This window comes from Acinetobacter sp. WCHAc010034 (assembly GCF_001696615.3).
In the GTDB taxonomy this organism is placed as follows: Bacteria; Pseudomonadota; Gammaproteobacteria; order Pseudomonadales; family Moraxellaceae; genus Acinetobacter.
This window is the reverse complement of sequence record NZ_CP032279.1, coordinates 3,507,717-3,531,649: the sequence shown is the minus strand read 5'-3', so window position 1 is coordinate 3,531,649 and position 23,933 is coordinate 3,507,717. Positions and strand designations below refer to the sequence as shown.

Annotated in this window: 25 protein-coding genes and 2 pseudogenes; 11 read left to right on the top strand and 16 right to left on the bottom strand. The window is 47.4% G+C overall.

Translation table 11 applies throughout. From position 1 onward, the window contains the following. Window positions 1-14 precede the first annotated feature (14 nt). From BEN74_RS18625 to BEN74_RS18605, 4 genes are all read left to right on the top strand, one after another. Entirely contained in the window at window positions 15-722 is a 708-nt protein-coding gene (locus tag BEN74_RS18625; RefSeq protein ID WP_068912705.1) for an ERF family protein, read from the top strand. Window positions 723-737: 15 nt separating this feature from the next. Continuing rightward, on the top strand, window positions 738-1,895 hold the full coding sequence (locus BEN74_RS18620; protein ID WP_119285066.1) for a hypothetical protein: 1,158 nt from the start codon (window positions 738-740) through the stop codon (window positions 1,893-1,895). A gap of 324 nt (window positions 1,896-2,219) precedes the next feature. Then, complete coding sequence (locus BEN74_RS18610; protein ID WP_068910885.1) at window positions 2,220-2,423, top strand: hypothetical protein; 204 nt, start codon at window positions 2,220-2,222, stop codon at window positions 2,421-2,423. 3 nt (window positions 2,424-2,426) lie between these two features. Next, window positions 2,427-3,551, top strand: a complete 1,125-nt coding sequence (locus BEN74_RS18605) for a phage integrase Arm DNA-binding domain-containing protein (RefSeq protein ID WP_068910884.1) — start codon at window positions 2,427-2,429, stop codon at window positions 3,549-3,551. Between the two features lie 642 nt (window positions 3,552-4,193). Here the strand turns inward: BEN74_RS18605 and BEN74_RS18600 are convergent. The 5 genes and pseudogenes from BEN74_RS18600 to BEN74_RS18585 form a co-directional block, all read right to left on the bottom strand. Next, window positions 4,194-4,997 carry a GIY-YIG nuclease family protein gene (locus tag BEN74_RS18600; RefSeq protein ID WP_068910913.1) on the bottom strand — a complete coding sequence of 268 codons (804 nt, stop codon included), beginning with the start codon at window positions 4,995-4,997 and terminating at the stop codon, window positions 4,194-4,196. Between the two features lie 78 nt (window positions 4,998-5,075). Next, window positions 5,076-5,213: pseudogene (locus BEN74_RS19910) on the bottom strand (GIY-YIG nuclease family protein); the annotation flags it as partial. Window positions 5,214-5,648: 435 nt separating this feature from the next. Continuing rightward, window positions 5,649-5,924 (bottom strand): hypothetical protein, encoded by a 276-nt coding sequence (locus tag BEN74_RS18595; RefSeq protein WP_068910883.1) that lies wholly within the window; start codon window positions 5,922-5,924, stop codon window positions 5,649-5,651. 262 nt (window positions 5,925-6,186) lie between these two features. Next, window positions 6,187-7,581 carry a class II fumarate hydratase gene (gene fumC, locus BEN74_RS18590; RefSeq protein WP_068910882.1) on the bottom strand — a complete coding sequence of 465 codons (1,395 nt, stop codon included), beginning with the start codon at window positions 7,579-7,581 and terminating at the stop codon, window positions 6,187-6,189. A gap of 370 nt (window positions 7,582-7,951) precedes the next feature. Then, window positions 7,952-8,959 (bottom strand): SDR family NAD(P)-dependent oxidoreductase, encoded by a 1,008-nt coding sequence (locus BEN74_RS18585; RefSeq protein WP_068910881.1) that lies wholly within the window; start codon window positions 8,957-8,959, stop codon window positions 7,952-7,954. Between the two features lie 508 nt (window positions 8,960-9,467). On the opposite strand from BEN74_RS18585, the gene BEN74_RS19530 reads away from it, so the two are divergent. Then, window positions 9,468-9,881, top strand: a complete 414-nt coding sequence (locus tag BEN74_RS19530) for a hypothetical protein (RefSeq protein WP_162898209.1) — start codon at window positions 9,468-9,470, stop codon at window positions 9,879-9,881. A gap of 489 nt (window positions 9,882-10,370) precedes the next feature. Here BEN74_RS19530 and BEN74_RS18575 read toward each other — a convergent pair whose 3' ends face one another. Both BEN74_RS18575 and BEN74_RS19770 read right to left on the bottom strand, forming a co-directional pair. Beyond that, window positions 10,371-10,895, bottom strand: coding sequence for a tetratricopeptide repeat protein (locus BEN74_RS18575; RefSeq protein WP_068910879.1), 525 nt, complete (start codon window positions 10,893-10,895; stop codon window positions 10,371-10,373). A 221-nt stretch (window positions 10,896-11,116) separates the two neighbouring features. Continuing rightward, a pseudogene (locus tag BEN74_RS19770) lies at window positions 11,117-11,356 on the bottom strand (site-specific integrase); the annotation flags it as partial. Between the two features lie 269 nt (window positions 11,357-11,625). Between BEN74_RS19770 and tusD the strand changes: the two are divergent. From tusD to BEN74_RS18550, 4 genes are read left to right on the top strand one after another with little or no spacing between them, the layout of a single operon-like run. After that, window positions 11,626-11,994 (top strand): sulfurtransferase complex subunit TusD, encoded by a 369-nt coding sequence (gene tusD / locus BEN74_RS18565; RefSeq protein ID WP_068910878.1) that lies wholly within the window; start codon window positions 11,626-11,628, stop codon window positions 11,992-11,994. Window positions 11,995-12,038: 44 nt separating this feature from the next. After that, window positions 12,039-12,389 (top strand): hypothetical protein, encoded by a 351-nt coding sequence (locus BEN74_RS18560; RefSeq protein WP_068910877.1) that lies wholly within the window; start codon window positions 12,039-12,041, stop codon window positions 12,387-12,389. A gap of 27 nt (window positions 12,390-12,416) precedes the next feature. Next, window positions 12,417-12,698: a hypothetical protein gene (locus tag BEN74_RS18555; protein WP_068910912.1), complete on the top strand. Its 282-nt coding sequence runs from the start codon at window positions 12,417-12,419 to the stop codon at window positions 12,696-12,698. 23 nt (window positions 12,699-12,721) lie between these two features. Next, complete coding sequence (locus BEN74_RS18550) at window positions 12,722-13,033, top strand: TusE/DsrC/DsvC family sulfur relay protein (RefSeq protein WP_068910876.1); 312 nt, start codon at window positions 12,722-12,724, stop codon at window positions 13,031-13,033. Window positions 13,034-13,066: 33 nt separating this feature from the next. On the opposite strand, the gene BEN74_RS18545 is transcribed toward BEN74_RS18550, so the two are convergent. Beyond that, window positions 13,067-13,540, bottom strand: a complete 474-nt coding sequence (locus BEN74_RS18545; RefSeq protein WP_068910875.1) for a winged helix-turn-helix transcriptional regulator — start codon at window positions 13,538-13,540, stop codon at window positions 13,067-13,069. Window positions 13,541-13,622: 82 nt separating this feature from the next. Then, the gene (locus BEN74_RS18540) at window positions 13,623-14,522 is read right to left on the bottom strand and encodes a LysR substrate-binding domain-containing protein (RefSeq protein ID WP_068910911.1); all 900 of its coding nucleotides are present in this window, start codon (window positions 14,520-14,522) and stop codon (window positions 13,623-13,625) included. Window positions 14,523-14,623: 101 nt separating this feature from the next. On the opposite strand from BEN74_RS18540, the gene BEN74_RS18535 reads away from it, so the two are divergent. Both BEN74_RS18535 and BEN74_RS18530 read left to right on the top strand, forming a co-directional pair. Next, window positions 14,624-15,064, top strand: coding sequence for a CidA/LrgA family protein (locus BEN74_RS18535; RefSeq protein WP_068910910.1), 441 nt, complete (start codon window positions 14,624-14,626; stop codon window positions 15,062-15,064). Window position 15,065: 1 nt separating this feature from the next. Beyond that, the gene (locus BEN74_RS18530) at window positions 15,066-15,761 is read left to right on the top strand and encodes an LrgB family protein (RefSeq protein ID WP_068910909.1); all 696 of its coding nucleotides are present in this window, start codon (window positions 15,066-15,068) and stop codon (window positions 15,759-15,761) included. Between the two features lie 127 nt (window positions 15,762-15,888). Here BEN74_RS18530 and BEN74_RS18525 read toward each other — a convergent pair whose 3' ends face one another. The 7 genes from BEN74_RS18525 to BEN74_RS18495 form a co-directional block, all read right to left on the bottom strand. Further along, window positions 15,889-16,632 (bottom strand): adenosylcobinamide-GDP ribazoletransferase, encoded by a 744-nt coding sequence (locus BEN74_RS18525; protein ID WP_068910874.1) that lies wholly within the window; start codon window positions 16,630-16,632, stop codon window positions 15,889-15,891. Beyond that, complete coding sequence (locus tag BEN74_RS18520; RefSeq protein ID WP_068910873.1) at window positions 16,629-17,231, bottom strand: histidine phosphatase family protein; 603 nt, start codon at window positions 17,229-17,231, stop codon at window positions 16,629-16,631. The genes BEN74_RS18525 and BEN74_RS18520 overlap by 4 nt, the downstream gene beginning before the upstream one ends. 51 nt (window positions 17,232-17,282) lie before the next feature. Further along, on the bottom strand, window positions 17,283-18,335 hold the full coding sequence (gene cobT, locus BEN74_RS18515) for a nicotinate-nucleotide--dimethylbenzimidazole phosphoribosyltransferase (protein ID WP_068910872.1): 1,053 nt from the start codon (window positions 18,333-18,335) through the stop codon (window positions 17,283-17,285). Beyond that, the gene (gene cobU / locus BEN74_RS18510) at window positions 18,332-18,853 is read right to left on the bottom strand and encodes a bifunctional adenosylcobinamide kinase/adenosylcobinamide-phosphate guanylyltransferase (RefSeq protein ID WP_068910871.1); all 522 of its coding nucleotides are present in this window, start codon (window positions 18,851-18,853) and stop codon (window positions 18,332-18,334) included. The genes cobT and cobU overlap by 4 nt, the downstream gene beginning before the upstream one ends. Next, a complete protein-coding gene (locus BEN74_RS18505; protein ID WP_416240764.1) occupies window positions 18,850-19,476 on the bottom strand; it encodes a 2'-5' RNA ligase family protein in 627 nt (208 codons plus the stop codon). Before BEN74_RS18505 ends, cobU begins: the two co-directional genes overlap by 4 nt. Before the next feature lie 126 nt (window positions 19,477-19,602). Continuing rightward, window positions 19,603-21,714, bottom strand: a complete 2,112-nt coding sequence (gene mtlD / locus BEN74_RS18500) for a bifunctional mannitol-1-phosphate dehydrogenase/phosphatase (protein WP_068910869.1) — start codon at window positions 21,712-21,714, stop codon at window positions 19,603-19,605. Window positions 21,715-21,908: 194 nt separating this feature from the next. Continuing rightward, on the bottom strand, window positions 21,909-23,567 hold the full coding sequence (locus BEN74_RS18495; RefSeq protein ID WP_068910868.1) for a tetratricopeptide repeat protein: 1,659 nt from the start codon (window positions 23,565-23,567) through the stop codon (window positions 21,909-21,911). Window positions 23,568-23,933: the final 366 nt, after the last annotated feature.

Sequence of the window (23,933 nt, the reverse complement as noted above, 5' to 3'; positions counted from 1 at the left end):
CGGGGAGAATAAATATGAACGCATTGCAGCAGATCCAGCTTGAACTGAAAGCGCCTAAGGGCAAATACAACACATTCGGCAAATACCATTACCGCAGCTGCGAAGACATTCTGGAAGCCGTTAAGCCGCTGCTTCAAAAAATGAATGCCACCCTGGTTATTACCGACGAGGTGCAGCAGATCGGCCCGGTCGTCGTGGTCACAGCCAAGGCCATCTTTACCGATTCCGAAGGCAAAGAAACAGCCGTCACGGCGCATGCCGGCGTGGACATCAACAAGAAAGGCATGGACGTCGCGCAGACGTTCGGCACATCCAGCTCTTACGCGCGCAAGTATGCGCTGAACGGCCTGTTCCTGATTGATGACACCAAAGACTATGACTCGGATGAATACCACAATCAGGTAAATCATCAGGCCAACAAGAGTCAGGGCAATCAGAACCGGCAGCGCCAGTCCGCGCCGCAGAGTCCGCCGGCGCACCAGCAGGCGCAGGCCAACAATCCGCAGCAGAAAACTATCGATCAGCGCTATCAGGATGCATTGATATCCATCCGGGAAGCCAAAAGGCCGGCAACGCTGGATAAGGCCATCAGCACCTTTTCCGGGACTAAATACAGTGACCAAATCTGTCAGGCATGCCGGGCTCGGGCCGATCAGATGGGCTGGTCAGAAACGCAGCCCCAGCAAAACCAGAGCCAGCAGCAAAACAGCATGCGTCATTAATTGGAGAGTATTTAAATGAATTCTATTATTTCAAGTTCTGAAGCTTTCAATGCACTGATGGCCGGCAAGCAGATCTTATGCCGCCCTGCCGGCGACATGCTGGACTTTGATGACCTGGACCGCTTCCCCGCCACCATCTTTGCGCGGCCCGGCTATGAGTTCTGCATCAAGCGCGAAATGATTGAGCTGGCCGGGATTCAGTTCACTCGTCCGCTGGAGCGCGCTGATGCTGAAAATGGCCAGGATATCTTTATTGTGCAGCCGGCCTGCATTGTTCAAGCCAAATTTGATGAAGCAGATCCTGAACACACCCAAAGCCTGCTGAACGGCTTTGTGCAGGCGGACGCAGAGAATGCCAAGCTTCAGCTGCGGGCCATTGCCGACCTCTTTGGCCGGGCTGCAGCCGATCCGCTGATCAGGGTGATGGACAAGCCGAAGAAACAGCGCAGCCGCAAAGCCAGGGAAGATGCGCCGGCGCCTGCAGGCGCCGCCTCAAATCATGCTGCAAAAAAGACATTTGAAAATTCAGAGGCTCACGAAGCAGCTGAAATAGAAACTGATCCGGTGAAACTGGTTGAGAAATTTACTGCTCAAATTAACGCGTGCACACAGGCAGAGCTAGTTTTGGCGCTGCGTTATACATTCTCAGCAAATGGCCATCTTGAACGCGAGCATGTTCAACACCTATGCAGGCTTACCGAACTGAAACTTGAGGAGCTGGATCCTGAAGCATACAAGCCAGCCGCACCCTCTCCAACACCTGAGCCGGCAGACCTGAGCGTCAAAGAATTGCAGCGCCTGCAGGCCGAAGCTGAACAGCAAGTCGAAGATGTTAAGCAGAAAGCCGTCCTGGATGACTTGCTGGGACGCGCAGCATCAGCCAAAACACCTGCGGAAGCAACAGCCCTCACCGGCTATACAAAGTCATGGACCGAAGAGCAGCGCAAACCACTGGTTGAGGCCATTCACAAGCGCCTGAATGAGCTGAATCCGCCGGAAGCAGCCGAGATGAAACAGCCGCCGTCACTTCTGGTTCAAATTCAAAACGCAGCCGATCTGACCGAACTGGACTGTCTGGAAATTGAGACTGCCGGCCGGCACCCGGACATTCAGCCAAAATTGATGGCAGCCGTAAAACGGCGCCGCGCCGAGCTGGAGAATCAGGCTTCATGAAATTCAAATACTCAACCATCACCCGGACACTGATAGTGTTCGGGGCAAAAATGGACCACATCTTCAATAACGTCAGCGTCGGTGAAATTGAAGAGCTCGTAATGAATGCGAAATTAAAAGAAGCTGTCTGGAGAGGATGATGGATATTGAATTGGAGAGAAAGGCTTTTGAGGCTTGGCATGAATCGAAATACGGCGAGCATGTTACTTGGGCAAATGGCGCCCCAGTCAGCCACATTCATGATGACCGCTGGCAGGGATGGCGGGCAGCCAAAGCTCGGCCTGGGCTACCGGCTACAGTGCTGCAAAGCTTAAAGGAGGTTTCATGACCTGCTTGGTAAAAGTCTCAGAATTTATCAAACGTGTGTATGGCGATCAGGGGTCACAACCTGCCCGCCAAACGATTGTGAGACAATGTAAGCTGGGCAAATTACCAGCCGAACAGAAAGGCAATTTGTGGTACATCAAATGGGACATATACCAAAAACAAACTGGTGATGATCTCGTTGATAAAGTTTTAGGAAGTTAGCAAATGTCACGGCCTCGCGTTAAGAGAAATAAAGACTTGCCGTCAAATCTGTACCGAAACGGTGTAAACACGTGGAAGTACAGACACCCTGTTACTGGTACATGGCATGCCATGGGCGCCGATAAAGCAAAAGCGGTTGCTGCAGCACGTAAGTTAAATGACATCCTTGCACCAACAACGGATCTCGTATCTGTTGTCATGGGTGAGGTAACGTTTGGTGAATTCTCTCAAAAATTCTTGTCTGAAAAGCGCAGGAAAGATGGTCGTCCACTGGCTCCCAACTCTATTCGAACTTATACACACAGCCTTAATCGCTGTGCGGAGTGGAATGATAAGCCACTATCATCCATTACCCTGTTTATGACGAATAAATTGCTTGAGAGCTTGCCTGCGTCAACCAGTATTGAAACACGCAGTTTGCTGATTCAAATCTTCGACCTTGCAATCAGCAAAGGTTTAGCCACTGAGAATCCTGCAGCACAAACCATTAAGCGTTTCAGAATCAAGCAACGTAAACGACATACACTGGAAAGCTTGGCAATGATTCGTGACGCATCGCCTCAATGGTTGAAAAATGCGATTGACCTAGCAATGCTCACAACCCAGCGACGAGTCGATATCATTAATATGAAGTGGTCAGATATTAAAGATGGCTATTTGCATGTAGCGCAGGAAAAAACCACAGATGATCCTGATGATGAATTTGAATTATTGGAGGGTGCTGGCTATGTGCGTATCAAGATCAATGATGAATTGCAGAAGGTTTTAGACCGATGCAAAGATGATGTGATTAGTCCTTTTATTATCCATCGTGTGCCTAAAGGTAAAACGAAAAATAAGGGGCAAACCAAAGAGCATTGGACACAGCTTGAAGCACAGTATGTGTCGCGTGAATTTTTGAAAGCAGGCCAGAGATCGGGTGTATATCCTGAATTGAAAGGTCGTCAATTGCCAAGCTTTCATGAAATTCGCGCACTGTCGATTCACTTGCATAAAAAAGCAGGTAGATCAGCGCAAACCTTAGCTGGGCATGCAACTGAGAAGATGACCGAAATGTATGCATCTGGACATGAAATTATTTGGAATGATGCAGATATTGGGATTAATTTACCATTTAAAGATAGCTGATTTAAGAGCCACTTACTTAAGTGGCTTTTTTGACCCTACTGACAGAAAAACACCTATCAAAACTATATGCTAAGTTATTGTTTTACATAATTACCAAATGCACCAATTTTACCGTATTTTACGGCGTTTTTATTCTATTTATTTTATATAAATCAGTTAGTTATTTCAATTTTCAATATATATTAAATAAATATTGAACATTGAAAAAACCTTTAAATAAAATTCTGTTTTCTACCGTCCTATTCCCATGCCTGCAAAACAAATGCAAAATAAGGATAAAACAGAAAAAGAAAGGCATTTTAACAATTTTGACGGTTTATTCAATGCCAATCAGGGCATTTAAAATTACGGCGGTAAGGATCATCACTCACTTAATCACTCAACAGCAATGACATGTCCATCTGCAGCTTGTGCCGGTTTTGCATAGCCTACCGTACAGTTCCTGAGCAGCTCCGGTTAGCTGCGGCGCAGTTAATAACCGTTTGATTGCTGAATAGTGAACGTAGAACGTGAAAAACTATAATATAGCCTAATCTTAGAAGATTGGGCTATATTCTAGAAACCATAACTTTTATTTATAAAATAAATTATACAGAATTTCGTATAACGCCTATTATGTTAATTTTAAGTGACTTAAAGCCATTAGTTTGAATTGTAACCAAATTTTCTAGTTAGCAATGTATCTTTCCACCAACTTTCTCTACTTAATATAACCTTATCATCTGTTGTCGATTTAAAAATATCCAATATTGAATATCTAAAGTTAATTTCAATATGCTCTTTTGAAAGTTGCTTTAATTGAACATTACCGCCATGTCTACTTTTTACATAGCTTTGCCATCTGTTTAGCAGCATATTTTCTGCATATGCGGAACCAACATACTTTTTCCCATTAGAGATATCAGTGATTAAATATACAGCCTTTTGATTTTGTAATGCAGTTTTCCAAGACTCTTTATTAATTACTCGTATTAGCTCTTGCCATGACACATTCACACTTTCATATCCTGGAAAAATATCGTTATCAAAAATATCAGGAAGAATTTGATGGACTTCACAATCATTAATTATAGTATCTGCCTTACGAATTAAAGCCTGCGATGAGTTTTTATACTTAACAATAATTCGCCCAAAATATTTACGGTATTGCTCTAAAACTTTAAACTCATAGCCAACATCATTAAATTTATTTAAATCCTTGGTGATCTTTCCTACATGAATCAATAACCATAAATCTTCATTTGGTTTTATTCTAATTAACCCTATAGTGGTTTGACCGTCTTTATACGATTTTTTGGAGCTATAGTTCCAATAATGTCCTTTAAGAATTTCATCTATATTCCCATCTTTGAATACTTCTATTGGATTCCAATTCCCACCAAACATGACGTTAAGTCTGATTTTGACATTATCCAAATTTCTAATTTGCAAAATGTCATTTAACATGACTTTATGCTCAGCATTTACGCATACAGCTAGCTTTTCTAGTGCTTTTAGAACTAATCCTGAACGAAGACTATGAGAAAGCGTACCCTCTATAAAACGATCCATACGAATAACTGAAGTTAAAAAAGCTAAAATGGTATTTTGATCAAAACCAACAATAGTTTTTTCATCTATCTCACTGTATCTAGATAGAATTTCTTGATAATTCGAAATCATATTATCATTCATTGCTTCGATAAAATTACTTTCAATTTCTTTTATAGGGAGCGTTTGGCCTACCTGCAATTTCTCGAAATCAGTTATGAGTTGTAATAAAGATGCATATGTATTCATGATAAGCTTTCTAAAAAGTAACTATATTTCTAATAATTTATAATAAAAACAACATTATATCTGGGTAAGAACCAACCAAAACCCACATAAACGTCATATTATGTCGCCATCAAGCTATTTTCCAATAAAATCAGCAAAATAATCATAGCTACGGCTACTCATAATCACGCCAACCCAGCATTCAAGTCAGCGTTAGCGGCTTTCATTCCTTTTAGTGCAAGATGCCAAACCCTACTTTATTTGCTTTATTCGAAGGCATGTTCTGCAAATTGGCTTTCTGCAGGCAATAAAAAATCATCTTTCGATAAGTTATTCGTATTAAATAGACACTTTGATTGGCAATACACAAAGTCCATTCTGTTCATTTATAGCTGTATAACAGAACCCTGTCTGCCCGCTAATAGAATTAAGGTCTTTGATTTCCTGCAATATATCTAAATAACGATTAACACGCTCAACTTTTATTTCATTACACCCTTGAAGATCACTCATAAAAGAAGTTCTATCTTCGCCCTTTTCTTGACGAATTAAAAATGCTTTGTCTTTCAATTTATACAAACTAAAAGTATCGTTAAAGCCCTTGCCACCATTCACTTGAGCAAATCTGCACTTTATCCAACTTATTTTGTATTAATTCTAAGCATTTACCATTACGTTTTGTGACTGGTTCAGCTGAAAACATTATTTTTATAACCTATAGCCAATATAGATAAAAACAAAACCCCGCAAATGCGGGGTTTATCTTATTGAATTATTATAACTTGTTCATCCACAACAGCAAAAGTACGCCCTGTACAAGGTCAAGCCGGCCCTTTTTCAATGCGGATTGGCCTTCTTGCACAGCTCCTTATAGCGCTTATTTAGCGTTCGGAGAAACCATCTGTTCAGGACGCACCACATCATCAAACTGCTGTTCAGTCACCAGCCCAAGCTCAACCGCCACGCGCTTTAAGGTTTTGCCTTCTTTATAGGCGGTTTTTGCCACCTTGGCGGCATTTTCATAGCCTATGACAGGGTTCAAAGCCGTGACCAGCATGAGTGAGTCATGCAGGAAGTGGTCAATTTTTTCACGGTTCGGCTCAATGCCGGCAGCGCAGTGCTCATTGAAGCTGTTGCATGCGTCGCCCAGCAGCTGAATTGACTGCAGCAGATTGTAGGCAATCACCGGCATAAACACGTTCAGCTCAAAGTTGCCTGATGCGCCGGCAATATTGATGGTCGTGTCATTGCCCATCACCTGCGCCACAACCATGGTCATGGCTTCGCTTTGCGTCGGATTGACCTTGCCTGGCATAATGCTGGAACCCGGCTCATTTTCAGGAATGCGCAGTTCGCCAAAACCGCAACGCGGGCCACTGGCCAGCCAGCGGATATCATTGGCGATTTTATTCAGGCTGGCCGCCAAAGTTTTCAATGCGCCGGAAGCAAATACCGCCGCATCGCGCCCTGCCAGCGCTTCAAATTTGTTTGGCGCAGTAACAAAAGGCAAGCCCGTCAGTTCAGCCAATTGCTCTGCCGCTTTCACAGCATAGTCAGGGTGCGCATTTAAGCCAGTGCCGACTGCAGTGCCGCCCAAAGGCAGTTCATACAGTCCGGAAAGCGCCTGCTGCAGGCGCTTCAGGCCATGATCCAGCTGCGAAACATAGCCGCTGAATTCCTGCCCCAAAGTTAAAGGCGTCGCGTCCTGCAAATGGGTTCGGCCGATTTTGACAATGTCGGAGAATTCTTTGGATTTGGCCGCCAAAGTATCGCGCAAAGCGGTGACAGCCGGAATCAGCAGCTCATTGATTTGCAGGCTGGCCGCCACATGAATTGCGGTTGGAAATGAGTCATTAGTAGACTGCGCGCGGTTGACGTGATCATTCGGATGCACCGGCTTTTGCGCGCCTAAAGCATTGCCCAGCTTATGATTGGCGATATTGGCAATGACTTCGTTGCAGTTCATATTGCTTTGCGTGCCGGAACCGGTCTGCCAGACCACCAGCGGAAATTGCGCGTCCCAATCGCCGGCAATCACTTCTTCAGCTGCGCCGACAATATACTGCGACAGCTCTTGAGGAATTTGATTCAATTCTGCATTGGTCATGGCGGCGGCCTTTTTCACCAGCCCCATTGCCCGAATCATTGGGCGCGGCAGGCGTTCACCGCCAATTTTAAAGTTCTGCAGGCTGCGCTGCGTCTGCGCGCCCCACATTGCTTCACTTGGCACTTCCACCTCACCCATAGTGTCGTGTTCAATACGTGTTTGCATGTTCAAACCTCATTTCCTTGTTAAAGGTTAAAGACCTTGGCTCTAGCAAAAACAGCGTGCTATGGCTATTTCCAGCAGTTTATGCAAGATTGAAATATTTGTAAATGATAATTGTTTTCAATATTTAATTACTTATTGAGATGCCATGCTTCAGCATCTGTATTCAGCTGCTTATTCTATTTTGGCGGGTTTGGGCGGATATGCAAGCCTAAACAGCATTGCCGCATCCGGAATTTTTCAAGGCGCATGCAGAAAGCCGTTTAGGAATATGCGCGCAGGCAATGCATGCATTAGGCATGCGCATTTAAAGCTGAGCTGAAACTCAGGATATGAGCCGGCAAAGTTTACGGCTGCGAACATCACAGGCCTGCTATTGCCCCCGCAAGGTCAGCTGATAGAAGCGCCACTCATCTTCCAGCATTTTTTTCAGGCTGTTTTCGGCTTTCCATTTTAAAATTTCCTGCGCCTTTTCTGTGCTGGCCCCCAGCTGGTCAAACTCCGCATTTGAATAATAACCGGCATCCACAGTTTTAATTTCGCTGCCGGTGACTTCTGAAACCTGATCCAATAGTTTTTGAATTGAAATCAGCTCCCCCGCTATATTGAATGCTTCACATACATGCATCTGCCTGCTGAGCCAATGCAGCGTCAGCATAATGGCTTGGCAGCAGTCCAGCACATGCAGAAAACTGCGTTCCGCGGTCTTATTTTCAGTATTGGCCTGCCGGCGCAGTTCAATGAACTCGCGCTGCATCGCGCCGGCCTGCATAGCCAGCGGCACAATATTTTTCGGCAGCGGCGTGATGAATTCCCCCAGCACACCATGCTCAAATGCGCCGGCAATATTGCCTAAACGCAGGATCGCAATTTTCCATTCGCTGTCGGTATGCGCGGTATCGCGGATGATTTCCTCAATCATCTGCTGCGATTTTACATAGGGGTTGGGGTAAGCATAGTTAAACGGCGTATCTTCCTTCAATTCTGCGGACGATTTGCCGTACACCGCCAGACTTGAAAGATGCACCAGCGTTCGAACGCCGGTTCTTTGCATGGAGCGCAGCAGGCTCATAATGCAGCTGACATTGTCATTGTAGTATTCCAGCGGCTTCAGCACAGATTCTTCTAAAGACTTAAAGCCCGCCGCATGCACCACCGCACTGACGGAATACTGCTCAAACACTTTATTCAGCGCCGGAGTATTACGGATGTCCAGCTTAATAAAGGGCACATACATGCCGGAAATATATTCAAGGCGTTCCAATACCTGCAGGCCTGCATTGGACAAATTATCAACAATAATGACTTCTTGTCCCTGCGCTAAAAGACTTAAAGCAGTATGCGAGCCTATAAAGCCTAATCCACCAGTCACTAAAATCATTGTATAGATACTCCTTATAATAATCAGTATCTTGCGATTTATTGGTGTAATTTTGGTGTTTCCAATAACTTATCTACAGATGTTGAAAACAAAAAACCGACTCAAAAATTCTCTTGGGCCGGCTAATCTGCAAGAGCATTATATCATCATCTTATAGGTTCGGAATCTTGCGTGTGTTGCAGTTATAGCTATGAACTGTATATTGTTTATGACAAGAAATAGAAACTTAGGTGCTGTAACAGATTAGCCGGGCTGAAGTGGTTCCACTAACCCATAAATAGATAAATAAAACAATTATTTATAATAATAAAATTTCATCCAAGGTGTAAAAACAGGCGCAATTTTTTGAATCAATCAATGACGTTCAAAATTTATACTTCTTTGCCTTAAAAAAACCGCCCTTTCGGGATAAGATGCTTACCATTCGAAATTTGAATGAGCTTTTATTATTTTTCATATTATTTATAATGATTTAACTTTATCAACCACAAACAAAAGTGATAAATAAATGATTAAAAAACTTTTAAGTAAAATTGTACTTTCCAGTCTGCTTTTAACACCAGTAACAGCCGCTTTTGCATATGATGCAGCTAGCGAGGGACATCGAATGTCTCAACGCTTTGTGGACCAACAGCGTTTACAAAATCAGAGAGAAAGAGAAATTCAAGCTCAGCGTCAACTTGAACGCCAACAACGCGCAATACAGACACAACGCCAATTTCAGCCGTCAAGACAACAATATAATACTCGACCCGTTTCTGAAGCTGAAATTAGAAAAGATTTAAATGACTTAGCTGACTTTATTAACTCAGATGAAACCAGAGAGTCTATTGAATATATGAAGAACATGAAGCCCGACCCTGCTGTAGATTCAAGCAGAAGATCTTATGAATACGCTGAAGGTGATTTTTACTCCGATTAATCCGAAATACTATGAAATCACCATAGAACTAAAAATACACAATAGAATATTTAACAAAGTCCTCAACCGATGGCTTTGTATAGATTAGCTATGATAAAAACTAAACGTCTAAAACAAGGTTAATACAACAATGAAAACTTGGCTTTACTTCTTATATTGAATTTACTAAGCGCGGCTCATGTGGCCAGCAAAGAGCCTGACTGGACCTATGTAAAGGCAATCAAAGTAAAAAATTTTAATGCTGGACTGGAATCTATACGGAAAGTTAATCCAAGTAGTGAAACATTGCTTGAATAGTGGGCGTGGAATGTGAAAAATCATTAAAAAAGCCCAACCGGTTAGGACTAGGCTTTTTCTTAACTTTTAAACTAATGATTTATATTGAAATAAAAATAGATTGCGCATAATCGGTATTATGTTAATTTTAGGAAAACTAAGTAATTAATCTAAAAGTTTAAAAAAAGCGTAATTTAGTACGCTGTAACTAATTTACTTTTCATCAATATTAGCTATAACCATCTGAGCCGAAATGTTCCCATTTGTAGCAGCCTTTCTATACCAATATATAGCCTTATCTACATCACGAGGAACCCCATTTCCGTACGCATATAACATTCCTATATGGAGCTGTGCTTCAGCATAATTTTGCTCAGAAGCTTTTAAGTACCACTCCATTGCTTTTTTATAGTCATCTCTTACTGAGTAAGATAGCCCAACATCATATTGTGCTTCGGGATCTCCTTGTAACGCAGCTTTTATTTCCCATTTTAATGCTTCATCTAAATCTTGAGCGATTCCAAATCGTCCTGATGCATAGGCGATTCCTAAATCTTTTTGTGCACGAATATTTCCCTTTTCTGCACATTCTTTTGTCAGTTTTAAATCTAGTTTTATTACACCATCAATAATTTCTGCTGTTCTATTTTCATCGTCTTTTGGACATTGTTCTGCAAATACATTCTGTAAGTTTAGAAATAAGTACATCGCCAGAATAATTTGAATAAAAAATTTCATTTATTAGATATTCTTTAATTTTAAAAAGAGACCAAAAGAATATCTTATTTTATATTTATTTAACATAATGGAGGTTATACGAAATGCAACTATTAGAACCCAATTAAAGTGTTTGTATTTTCACCAATAAAATGTCTAATCTGTAATAGTTTTGACCATTACAGACTGGATATTAACATAGAATATGCTGTGCAGCCTGAAAGCAGGATGCACAGCAATAAAGCAGATCTTATATGCCGAGCATATTCTTGATAATACTTATCGCATAATTGACGAAATGGATAAGCTGGCTTTATACCTTGCTCTAGATTAGCCTTACCTGTTTTAAGTTCTAGTAATTTGATTGATGACCAGTGCTCGCATTCCTTGGCAGTATCTCTGGTGGCTGAGTATCGCTTATTTTCAAAGGTGACAATGATACGCCAACTTGACCCGCGTTGTATTGGTTTTGGCAGCTTCATTTTGTTGGGCCAGATTGCCTTTTATTCTATCGATAACGCAATAAAAGGAACGGAAATACGGGGAATTTTATGCGGATAAAAGAAGGCTTCTAATACTTTTAAAACATCAAACAATAAATAAGATATTGTTTTTAAATATCTATTTATACAAAAAATTCAACATGCGTTGTTGAATTCTTTAGATACCACCTAAAATCATTGTATACTACCTTTTTCTTATGAAGTCCGGATAAGCAGCACGCCGCTGCCTGTTCCTGCAGTGAATTTTGATGAGCACTTTATTACTGATTACCTCCGCGCCGACCTCCATTCATGCCTGGCATGCGCTGGGCCTTGCCCAAGCCTTGCAGCAGAAAAGTGAAGACTTCTGTGTATTCTTTTATCAAGACGCTGTGGCTGTTGCCAATGCTCTGCAATGGGTGCCGGATGATCAGCGCAAGCTCACTGCAGAATGGCAGAAGCTTGCGCTTCGGCTGCCGGTATGTGTCAGCGCAGCATTGGCGCGGGGAATTACAGATAAAGAAAATGCTCAGCGCCACCAGCTGAAGCAGCATAACCTTGCTGCCGGCTTTGAACTGGCCGGCTTAGGCGAACTCGCTGATGCAGTTCAATCCTCACAGCGTCTTATTCAATTCTAAGAGTTAATTTTTCTGGAATTTGCTGTATTTAAAAGGTTTATTGTGTGAAAACTGTACTCGTTATACTAACTCAGGCCAATTTAGCCAGCCTGCAAGCGCATGAAAGCTTGTCCGCGGCCATGGTGCTGGCAACTTTCGGCTGTGAAGTCAAAGTTCTGCTGCAGGATGGCGCGCTGAGCTTGCTGGCTTCCGAGCTTGAATTTGACCAGCTCAAGCATGCCTTTAAGCTGGCCTCCAATATGGTCGACAGCTTTGAGTTCTATGACCTGACGCCGGTGCTTGTCGAAGCAAAAAATCAGGGCAATGCCTTTGTTCAAGCCGCTGAGCAGGAAGTTGAATTTATCGAATTGAATGCTGCCCTGATTCAGCAGTTCGATCATGTGCTGTACTGGTAAGCGGTGAGAAAAATGTCAGAAAAAACCATGTCAAATAATACGCTCTATCTCATTCAGGCCAGCTATGCCGCTGCCCCGCTGGCCCTTGCCAAGCTGCAGCAGCTTTATGCGCCGGGCGATCAGGCCGTGCTGATGGGCGAATCCGTGCTGCATGCAGATCATGAAGCTATTGCCCAGCTGCCAAATTGCCATGTGCTGGACACTGAACAGCAGCTGCTGAATCCGGCGCAAAGCGCGGTTAAAATCATCAGCTACAGCGCTTTTGCCGATTTATGCCTGCAGTTCAGCCGCTGCGTGACGCTAAAATAACAGTTTACAGAAATGGTTTAGCAATGAATTTAGAACTCGATCAAGACGGCCATTTGGCGGATTACAGCATTTGGTCTGAAAGCGTGGCACAGGAGCTGGCCAAAAGCTTAGAACTTGAATTAACGCCTTGGCATTTTGAAATTCTGCAGGCGGTGCGCCAGTTTTATCAGCAGTTCGGGCATGCTCCGGCCACCCGCCCGCTGATTAAATTCCTGATGAAAACCGTCAACGCCGATATCAATAACGCGGTACTGCAGGAAAAGTTCAATACCGGCTTGGTGGCGCGCCATCTCAGCCGCTTAGCCGGCGTGCCCAAGCCGGCCAACTGCCTATAAGCTGTTTTTTAGATTTGTGGCCTGTTCTACCGTTTAAGCCTGCTTAGGGATATAGCTGAAATAGCTCTGGGTAAAAACCGGCTTCACCTGCCTGGCATGCAGCCGGTTTTTGCATTCTGAACAGACCATGACGGGCTGAAAAATCTGGCCGCAGCTGCTGTGCACATACTGCACCGGCGCGCCTTGGCCCTCATCCATCCATTTATCCGCCCATTGGCTCATCGACATTAAAATTGGATACAGCTCCAGGCCTTTTTCGGTCAGCCGGTATTCAAAACGCTCCTGCCGGTCAAAATACGGCGCTTTGACTAAAATTTCATGCTGGACCAGGCGCTTCAGGCGCTCAGACAGCACATGGCGCGTAATGCCTAAATTCTGCTGAAAGTCATCAAAACGGCGCATGCCCATAAAGGCATTGCGTAAAATGAGCATCGTCCAGCGGTCGCCGAGCACGGACAGCGTGCGCGCAATTGAACACGGCTGATCGCCAATATCTTCCCATTTCATGCTGATGAACCACCTAAGATCTATGCCCTAAAATTAATGGATTAAGCGCGCTTTGAAAAGGGCCTGCGCCTTGAAAGCTGCGCTAAAAATGGATTTGATCCAAATCCTGCGCAATAATTTCCAGCCAAGCCCGCGCCGCCGGGCTCATGGCGGCGGCCGTGTTCCATGCCATGCTGAGCGTCCAGTTCAGGCTGGGGTTTTCCAGCAGGCTGACATTGTATTTCTGCAGATCCAGCTGCTCACAGTAAATTTTCGGCAGGAGCGCAATGCCGACATTGGACTCCACCATTTTGGCGATAAAATCCCACTGGCTGCTTTTGCACACGGCATTCGGCTCGAAGCCGGCGTCATTGCAAGCCTGAATAATCACATTGTTCAGCGTAAAGGTATCGGCATACAGCAGAAAAGATTCCTCCCTCAGTTCAATTAAAGACACCTTCCCGCGGTCGCGCCACTGCGACTGCCTGCACGAAAGCAGGCACAGCGGTGAATCCATAATCTGAATGCCGCTGAGCATGGGCTTTAAGTCGCCTAAAAGAATGCCGACATCAACGCGCTTTTCCAAAATGGCGTCTTCAATTCCGGATGCGCCGACTTCGAGAAAACTCAATTCAATATTCGGGTACTGCTTGTGAAATTTGGCGATCAGCGTGCTGAGCAGCACCGAGCCTAAGGGCGGCAGGCCCAGCGTCAGCTTGCCCTGCTTCAGCGCCCTGACCTGCGCCACGGTTTCCGCAATGCGCTGCTGCTCATTTAAAATCACCAAAGCATGCTGATAGATTTTCTCGCCCATATAGGTCATGACCGCTTCGCGCTTGCGCCCGGCCTCGCCTTTATGAAACAGAGGCACTCCGATTTCCTCTTCCAGCTGGCGGATCATCTTGCTGATGGTCGGCTGAGTGACGCAGAGCTCCTCTGCGGCCAAGCTGAAGCTTTGCTTCTGCACAATGGCGGCGAAAACCTTCAGGGCTTTAATATCCACGGCTGAATTATTCCAATTAAGCATAATTATAATTTTATTATTCATAATTAAGCATGCCGGTCAATTTTAAAATAGCGCCAATCCCACAAATTCAGCCGGTTATGTCCAGTTTATCTCAGCATCCAAAAATGCTTCATTTTGCCCAAGCGCTTGCCCAGCTTGGCCTGCTCTTCATGATTTGGCTGATCGGAACGGCCATTCAAAAATGGCTGCAGCTGCCGATCTCAGGCGGCGTCATTGGCCTACTGCTGCTGCTGGCTGCGCTGCTGCTGGGCGTATTCAAGCTGCAGTGGATTAAGCGAGGCACTGATCTGATTTTGGCGGAGCTGATGCTGTTTTTTATTCCCTGCCTGGTCGGCCTGATCAAGTATCAGCATTTATTTGTGACGCAGGGCTGGCAGCTGATTGTGTCTGTGGTGACCGGCACGGTCTGCGTCATGGCGGTTACCGCCTATGCCGTACATTTGGGCTTCAAGCTTGAAGCGCGCTTAAAGCAGAAAAAACGCCATCCTTCTGGCAGCAAAATGGCGCATGGTGAATAAGATGCACAGCATGTCGGTTTTATGTTTTGCCCTGACCCTGGCCGCCTATGTGCTGGTGAAAAAGCTGTACCGCAGATATCCTTATCTGCTGCTGTCGCCGGCGCTGTTTGTGCCCTTTCTGATGATTCTGTTCATGCTGGCCTTTAATGTGTCTTATGATACCTATATGGAAGAAAATCAGTGGATTGTCTGGATGCTCGGCCCAGCGACCGTGGCTTTCGCCATTCCGATTTATGAATACCGCCAGGTGATGAAAAATCATGCCATCGCCATCAGCCTCGGCATTGTGCTGGGCATGCTGGGCGGGATTGTCAGCGCCTTTTATTTAGCCAAGCTGTTCAGCCTCAATCAGGAAACCGCCTACAGTTTAATGGCGCGCTCTATTTCAACGCCGTTCGCCATAGAGCTGACCGAAAATCTTGGCGGTTCGGTTGAGTTAGTGATTCTGTTTACCATGATTACCGGCATTGCCGGAGTCGCGCTGGCGGATTTGGTGCTGGCGGGATTAAAACTGCATTCGAAGTTTGCGCAAGGCGCGGCTCTTGGCAGCGCAGCGCACGGCTTTGGCACCAGCAAAGCCTTTATGCGCCACAAAGAGGAAGGCGTAGCCGCCTGCTTAAGCATGGTATTGGCGGGAGTCTTCATGGTGCTGCTGGGGCCAAGCCTAATTCATGCGGTGATTTGGATTTTAGGCTGATTACCGCAGCGCGCTGTTCAAGGCTCTAAATGCTGGACGGCACGCGGTTTTCAGGGCTAATGCCGTCAGCTAAGAATCAGTTTCCAAGCCAGCGTTTTGCATCTGAAAATCAGGCAGTTTTACCGGCCTAGGCAGCGTAAAAACTGCAAATCACAAAAGCCAAAAGGCTTACGCATTCCACAATTTCAATGCTGGCGCCCACGGTATCGCCGGTAATTCCGCCAATGCGCTGAATGAACTTATGGCGCAAATAGATCAGGCTCAGCAGGAAGCATAAGCTGGCAACCCATCCCGCCCATGAAAAATAGCCGGATGCGCCAATGCAGGCCATAAAAATACCAATTGCGCCAACTTTGGGAATAAAGGCATCCATGGCGCTGCCCAAGCCGTTTTCACGCACATAAGGCGCGGTTAAAAATAAAAACAGCGGTGCAAGCCGTCCCAATACCGGAAATAAAATCAGCGCAGCATACAGCTGCTTTTCCAGCAGCAGATAAACAGCCGACCATTTCAGCAGGCACGTCAGAATCAGGCTCAGCACGCCAATCGGCCCGCAGGCCGGGTCTTTCATGATTTTTAAAGTGCGCTCAGCATCGCCAAAACCGCCCAGCCAGGCATCAGCCGTGTCGGCTAAGCCGTCCAAATGCAAGCCGCCGGTCAGCCAGATCCAAACCGTCAGAATCAGGCTGGACAGCAGCACTGCAGGAACCGCATGCAGCACGCTGGCAATCGCAAACAGCGTCAGGCCAATCATCAGCCCGATGACAGGATAAAACAGCAGCGACCGGCCATTCTGCTCTTTGCTGGGCATGGCTTTCAGCTGCACCGGAAAAACCGTCAGAAACTGCAGCGCAATCCAAAATGGCGTCATGCTTCTTGCTCCAAAATACGGATGGAATCTGCATCGGCCAGTTCAAAGCTGTTGAGCTGGCCCAATTCGGCAGTCATTTTCAGCACATCATCCAAAGGCTGGCGCAGCGCTTTGCATTTCAGCAGCTTAATCACCCCGCCATGGCTAACCAGCAAGGCCCGCTGATAGCCGCGCTGGCGCATATGCTGCAGCAGCTGTTCAAGCCCAGAAAAAATCCGCTGTTCAAAAGCCTGCAGGCTTTCGGCATTCGGCGGGGTAAACTGCGTAGGCTGCAGCCAGAACTTTTGCAGCGCTTCAGGCTCAGTTTCATAAATCTGCTGCGCCGAAACTGCTTCCCAGTCGCCGAAATGCATTTCCTGCATCCATGGCGCAGGAATAAGCGGCAGCTCCAGCTGTGCAGCAGCCTGCGCCGCAAACGCATGGCAGCGCTGCAGCGGCGAACTGAATACTGCATCCCAGCGCATTTGGGCAGCCAAGGATTGATCCAGCGTCAGCTCCATCTGCTGCCAGCCTTCCGCCGTCAGCGCATCGTCAGTTGAACCGCGCAGCGTATGGCTCAGTTCAGTTGTTCCATGCCGAAGCAGGTCAATCCGGTACATTTGTTCTTCCTGCGGCTGATTTTGCAGTTAATTTTTAGATTAATTTTGCAATTAAACCTTTTCGCCAATAACAGCAGCTTCCGCAAAGGTCGCCATATTGTTATGCAGGCTGCAGGCCAGCTTGATTAAGCCCAGCGCAGCCCCTGCGCCGCTGCCTTCGCCCAGGCGCAAATTCAGCTTCAGCAGGGGTTCCGCCTGCAGCTCATCCAGCAGGCGGCGGTGGCCGTATTCTGCAGACTGATGGCCGAACAGCATCCAGCCGCGCACCGCAGGATTCATGCGCACGGCGGCCAAAGCCGAAACTGTGGAAATAAAGCCATCGACCACAACAGGCAAGCCAATTTGCGCACAGCGGATATAGGCGCCGGCCATGGCTGCAATTTCCAAACCGCCGACTGCGCATAGCGCCTTAAAGGCGTCATGGCCAGCATAGTCTTGGTGCAGGGCTAAAGCCTGATTAATCACATCTTTCTTATGCGCCAGCTGTTCGGCGCGGATGCCTGTGCCGACACCGGTCAGCTGTTCCGCCGGCTCATTCAGCAGGAGGCAGGCAACCGCCGAAGCTGAACATGTATTGCCGATGCCCATCTCGCCTGCAACATAAATTGACGCGCCCTGCTGCAGCGCTTTGTCTGCGCTTAAGCGTCCTAAATTCATGGCCTGCATGCACTGCTGCTCAGTCATGGCGGCCTGCTTGGCGAAGTTGGCTGTTCCCGGAATAATGCAGTGGCGCTCTACGCCTGCATATTCATAGGCGCCGCCCACCGAGCCGCAGTCAATCACCTGCAAAGCCGCATTGTATTCTTTAGCAATCACGCTGATGCAGGCGCCGCCGGAGGCGAAATTCTGCAGCATCTGGCGGGTAACCGCCTGCGGATAGGCCGAAATATTTTCCTCCATCACCCCATGGTCGCCGGCAAAAACAGCAATCCACGGCTGATTGATCTCCGGCTTGGCCTGATGCTGCAGCGCCGCCAGCAAAACTGCGGTGCGCTCCAGCTCAGACAGTGAGCCTGTCGGTTTGGTTAACTGAAGCTGGCGCGCTTCGGCCTGCTGTCTTGCTTCTTCACTTGGCGCCTTGCACGCCTCCAACCACCAGTTCACGCTTTCTCTCCTTTTAAAATCATTGGGAATCCTGCAACGCAGAACATCACTTTATCGGCAATCTGCCCCAGCTGCTGATGCAGGCGGCCCGACTCATCGACAAATTTTCGGCTGATTTGCCCCATAGGCACAACGCCTAAGCCGGTTTCATTGCTGACTAAAATGATATCGGACTGCAGTTCAGGCAAAACCTGCAGCAGCTTTGCGCATTCATCCGCCTGCAGCTGGGCATCTTCATGCATCAATAGATTGCTCATCCACAGCGTCAGGCAGTCCACCAGAATTATCTGCCCGGCCTGATCAATCCGCTGCAGGCGCTCAGCCAAATGCAGCGGCTCCTCAATCAGCGGCCATTCCACCGGGCGCTGCGCCTGATGATGCTCAATCCGCGCCTGCATTTCATCATCCCAGGCCTGCGCCGTAGCCACATAGCTTACCGGCAAATGCGCTGAAGCTGCAGTCTGTTCCGCCAAACGGCTCTTGCCCGAACGCGCGCCGCCCAATATAAGCTGAATCATAAGCCACCTAAATTAAATTGCTGACAGGCCGACAGCGGCCCCTGCAGCTGCTGCGCCGTATAAGCGCCAAAAGTCAGCTGCTGTATTTTAAGCTCAAAACTTTGCTGTTCAATTTCATCCGCGCGGCGGAACAGCTCATTGCTGTTAAAAGCATGACTGTATAAACCCAAGGTAATATGCGGGCAATAGCTTAAGGGCGCAATTTCACCGGAACACCGCGACAGCTGCTGGCGGATTGCATCCAGAGCTTGTTCCGCATCTTCAATTTCGATAAATAAGGCGCTTTCAAAACTGTTGATTTTTCCGGTTTTCAATTGGAATGGCGCAAGATCCAGCAGCTGCAACTGCCGCAGCTGCGCGTTTAATTCCAGATCAGTGAAATCATCATCATAGCGCTTATGCTGATGAAGAAAGCCGCAGACAAACAAGGTGATATGAAACTGCCGGGTATTCGGATGAAATAAAAAATCGCCAAAATGCCGCCGCAGCTGCGCCAAATAAGCCAATACTTCCGGCTGCCGGATTTCCAAATACCATAGGGCATAGCGCTGACGGCCCTTATGCCACTCAGGATAGTCCTGAGCGGCCGTCGGCACAGCAGGCATAGAGGGCAAAAGAAACACGCAGCATTCACAACAAAATCAGTTGCGCTATTTAATCATGAATTGCGGCTGCACGGCGCATATGTTTCTTTAGCAATATTCACTTTAACCGTGAGTTTTCTTCATGCGCCGCGGCTCGGAACTGTTTCAGCCTCCCGCGGCATCCAGCCTTTCGGCTGCAGTTTCCGCCGCAAGCAGCTGCGCTACGCCCTGCCGGATGCGGCTGCGCAGCGCCTGCTGCAGTTCACTGCTGATCTCCATGCCGCCGATGCTGCTGTGCACATGAGCCAGCGCCTCTGAACGGCTGCTCTGGCCGTGTTGAATGGCATACAGGCAGCCCAAAATTGCGCCCTGCAGCAGCGCCTCATGCGGCAGTCCGTATTTCAGATTCGTTTCCAGCGAACCCAGCACGCGCTCACGCGCATTCAGCTTGCGTAGCGGATCACGCGCCACGCGCGCGCAAGGGTCTTTATAGGCGCTCTGGCAAGAAGCCAAAAACGCATCCGCCAGCCGGTCTAAATCCTGCCGATATTCCGGCACTTCAAGGCTCAGCCCCTGCTTGACCTCGGCCATCAGCTGCGCTGTAAACCGCTGTACGCGCGCATCGGCCATAGCCAGCCCAATGGTCGGGTGCTGCAGCTGGCTGGCATGCCACGCGGTCATGGCATGCACGCCATTCCACAGCCGGTTTTTAATCAGCTGAATATCGGCAATATTATCCACCAGAATCATTTGGCGCATTTTACTCAGCAGCGGGCTGGCATTTTCAGCGTAAATCGGCATGTCGGTTTCCGCATTAAACAGAATCAAGTCCATATTCTGCAGAATATGGCTGGGCTGAAAGTTGCGGCGCAAATCTTCTACATACAGCGCCGCCTGGCGCTCCTGATCTGCGCTTAAGCGGGTTGCGTCTTCCAGCTCAATTTGATCGCTCTCGCCCTCCTGCTGATGCTGCTGGAAAATGCTGTGCTTGATCCGCAGCTGACGGTACAGGTTCTGGTCACTGAGCTTGGACACCATGCGGTTCACCACAGTGTCGCAGAAATAGTGCTGCGCCATAATCTTGTCGGCAATTTCAGCATCGGAGATTTCCAGCAGGGCTTTTTTAACCTGCTGCATAAACAGCTGCTTTGCGCCGACTTTATTCAGGATAATCAGCAAAGTCAGCGGCGCTTCCTGCTGTTCAAAGGCCATGTGGCGCGCCATCAGCCCTTGGGCAATCGTTTTGGCTTCCTGCGCAATGGCCTGTTCCGGCAGGCACACCGCAATCATGCAGGATTCCGTATACATTTCCTGCATCTGTTCAAGATTTCCCGCATCAATAACCTGCATATTTTCAATGCGCTCATCATAAGACACCTGGCCATAGCGGATGCAGTAAGCGCCGAAGGCATTCACCGCAGACTGATACAGCGGGTTGCGGGTCGACGCATAGATGCGCTTCGGCCGGGTATAGCCATCCCAGTGCGAAAAAATCTGCGCAATATAGCCGCCGCCGATGGCGCCAAAGCCGTGAATGCCGACACTGAGCTGATTCAGGCTCTGCGGAAAGGCATCTGTGAGTTTCGGCATGGCCAAATGGCTGACAAAGCGGTCTAAATCTTCAAAGCAGGCATACATGTCTTCATAGTAGAAATCCGCATTGCGCATCATTTCTTCATTTGGCGCTTTAATGTCTTTCAGCAGAATGGTCAGGCCCTGCGCTTGACGCGCTGAACGCAAGCCGTTGGCCGAATCTTCAAACATCAGGCAGGCTGCCGGGTCCAAATTCAGCTTTTCGGCCGCCGTAATGAAAATTTCAGGATGCGGCTTGCCCTGCTTGACTTCGTCGCCGCAGACCAGCACATCAAAGAACTTATAGACGTTGGCATTGATCAAGTATTCTTCCGCAATGGCGCGCCGGCTGGAAGTCGCCACCGCCATGCGCAGGCCAGACTTGCGCAGGCGCTCCAGCACCTGCACCAGGCCTTTTTTAATCGGCACGCCGTATTGGCGCACGCTTTCCAGCTCTAAGGCATCGGCATGCCTGCGGATTTCCGCATAAGGAACGGCCTCGCCGTATTCCTGCTTGGCCAAAGCTTCAGAACTGGCCGCGCTCAAGCCTAAACAGGCCATAAGATAGGCGTCGGAAAATTCAACGCCATGCAGCGCCAGAGACGCCTGTTTCAAGGTTTGAAACCGAAGCCGTTCAGTATCAAACATTGTCCCATCCATATCAAAAATTGCGCCATTGATGTTTTTTTGATGAAATTTAAGCATTTATATCCCTAAGCATTTTTTTCAGGATTTATGCTATAGAACAATATGCGCTCAAAGGAAAAAGCATAAAGATTGAAACAATTTTGAGTGTTTTTTAATCAAAGATCACTTGTTTGCTTTATTTTTTGTATGGTTTTTCCGGCTTTTAGGTTAATCCATGTAAGCATTCCGCGCAAAAAAGCCGCGGAATGCGCTTAATTGCGGCCTGCTTCCTGATGGCGGCGCTTGGATTCTAAATAAAACCGCGCCTGCTGATGCCCTTTAGCTGCGGCCATATTCATCAGCTTTTCTGCTGTTCCGGCTTTATTTAAGGGGCTATTGCTGAGTGCGCCCTCTGCATATAACATCGCCAATTCAAACTGCTGGCTGGCCGCGGCGGTTTCCGCCAGCTTCAGCATTTTCTGTTCGGCAGCGCGGTTTTTGCGCATGGCGGACTGCAGGTAGCAGTCATAAGCTGCTTGGCGGTCTTTAATGACGCCTGCTGCGCCTTTCATATACAGATCGCCCATTTTTTCCAATGCCTGCGGGTTGCCCCGGTCGGCGAGGCGCTTATACCAGTACAGCGCCTGCTCTTCATTTTTAGCCGTACCCGTGCCGCTTTGATAAAATTGCGCCAGCTGGAAAATTGCCTCTTGGCTTCCCAAAGCGGCCAATTTTTCCAGATCCTGCATGGCTTTTTTCATTTCCGCAGGCGTGTGGGCATTGCGCGCATAGAGCAAAGCAATTTTATCCCCTGCGCCGGACGGCATTTTCTTTTGATATTTCTTAAACCAGTACAGCGCCTTTTGGTCATTCTGCGCAATGCCGGATGCGCCATTCAAATACATTTCACCCAGCCGGTAAGAAGCCTGCCAATTGCCGGCCTGATGCGACTGTTCATACAGCGCTGCGGCTTTGACGGCATCTTGCGCAGTGCCCAAGCCCTGCCGGTACATTTCCGCCAAGTGGTAGCTGACGCCTTCGTGATGGATATCCAGCTGATTGAAAATTTTAAAGGCTTGAGCATGGCTGCTGCTGCCGGCGCTGCTGTGCAGATAATCCAAGGCCAGATTATACAGCTGATAGAACCGCTTGCTGTCCTGCTCAAAATATGCAGAAGGCTGGCCTTGATTGTTCCTATTCATTTCCGCCTGTGATTTGACCCGGTCTGCAATGCTGCTGTCATCCAAATCAAACTCTGGAATAATGCTTCTTCCCTGCTCAATCTGCTCGCGATACGGCGCCACGGCATCAAACCAATGCTGAGCCTGCGCTGGATTGGCTGCGGTTCCAACGCCCTGTTCATACATATGGGCAAGCAGCAGCTGGGATTCTTTCTGGCCTTTTTCAGCAGCCTTTTTAAACCATTGAAATGCTTCTTGGTTGTCGCCGGGCACGCCCATGCCGATAAAATACATAAAGCCCAGATACTGCATGGAATAAGCATGCCCCTGCCCAGCAGCTTGGATATACCATTGCAGGCCTTCATCAAAATTGCGCTCTGCGCCATAGCCGTTGACCAGCAGCCATGCCAGCTGCGATTGGGCAAGCGCATTGCCTGTCTTTGCCAGCTTCAGGCTGTATGCATAGGCTTGATCATAATCATGAAACGGCGATTCACGCCGGATAAACCAGTCAATGGCTTCTTCCTGCGCTAAGGCATGGCCGGCATCGGCAGCTTTCAGTATCCATTCAAAAGACAGCTTGGCATCGCTGGATTTCAGGCGCATGGCCAGCTGGTACATGGCTTCTGCATCGCCTTTTTCCGCTTTTTTCTCAATCAGATAGTCTTTGAATGCGCTGACCTGCCGGTCACACCCGGAAAGCCCGAATAGCGCTGAAAAGCAGAGAAAAATTAAAAAGCGCTGATGCATGCCGATGATTCATATTTTATTTTTAAGCATTTGAGTATATAGAATTTTTCTTAGAGATTCTTCAGCCATTCACGGGCAATTTCCAGCTGTTTTTTAATGCGTCCGGCTTTAATGCAGAAAACGCATCAGGCCGAGTCTTTCCATTTTAAATTCGATATTTAGACCCATTGCTACCCCATAGTTAAGTAAAACAAACTTTGGATACGCGATGCGGCATGAATGCCGCACGTTGCCCATCCCTTGCGCTGCATTTTAAAGCAGTGCTTAAAACTGGCTCAGGATGCCGTGTATGAGTAACAAAAGACTTTTGTTACTTTGGGGCTTTCCAAAGTAAGATCTTGCCTGCGCAAAGGTGTTTAAATTTCT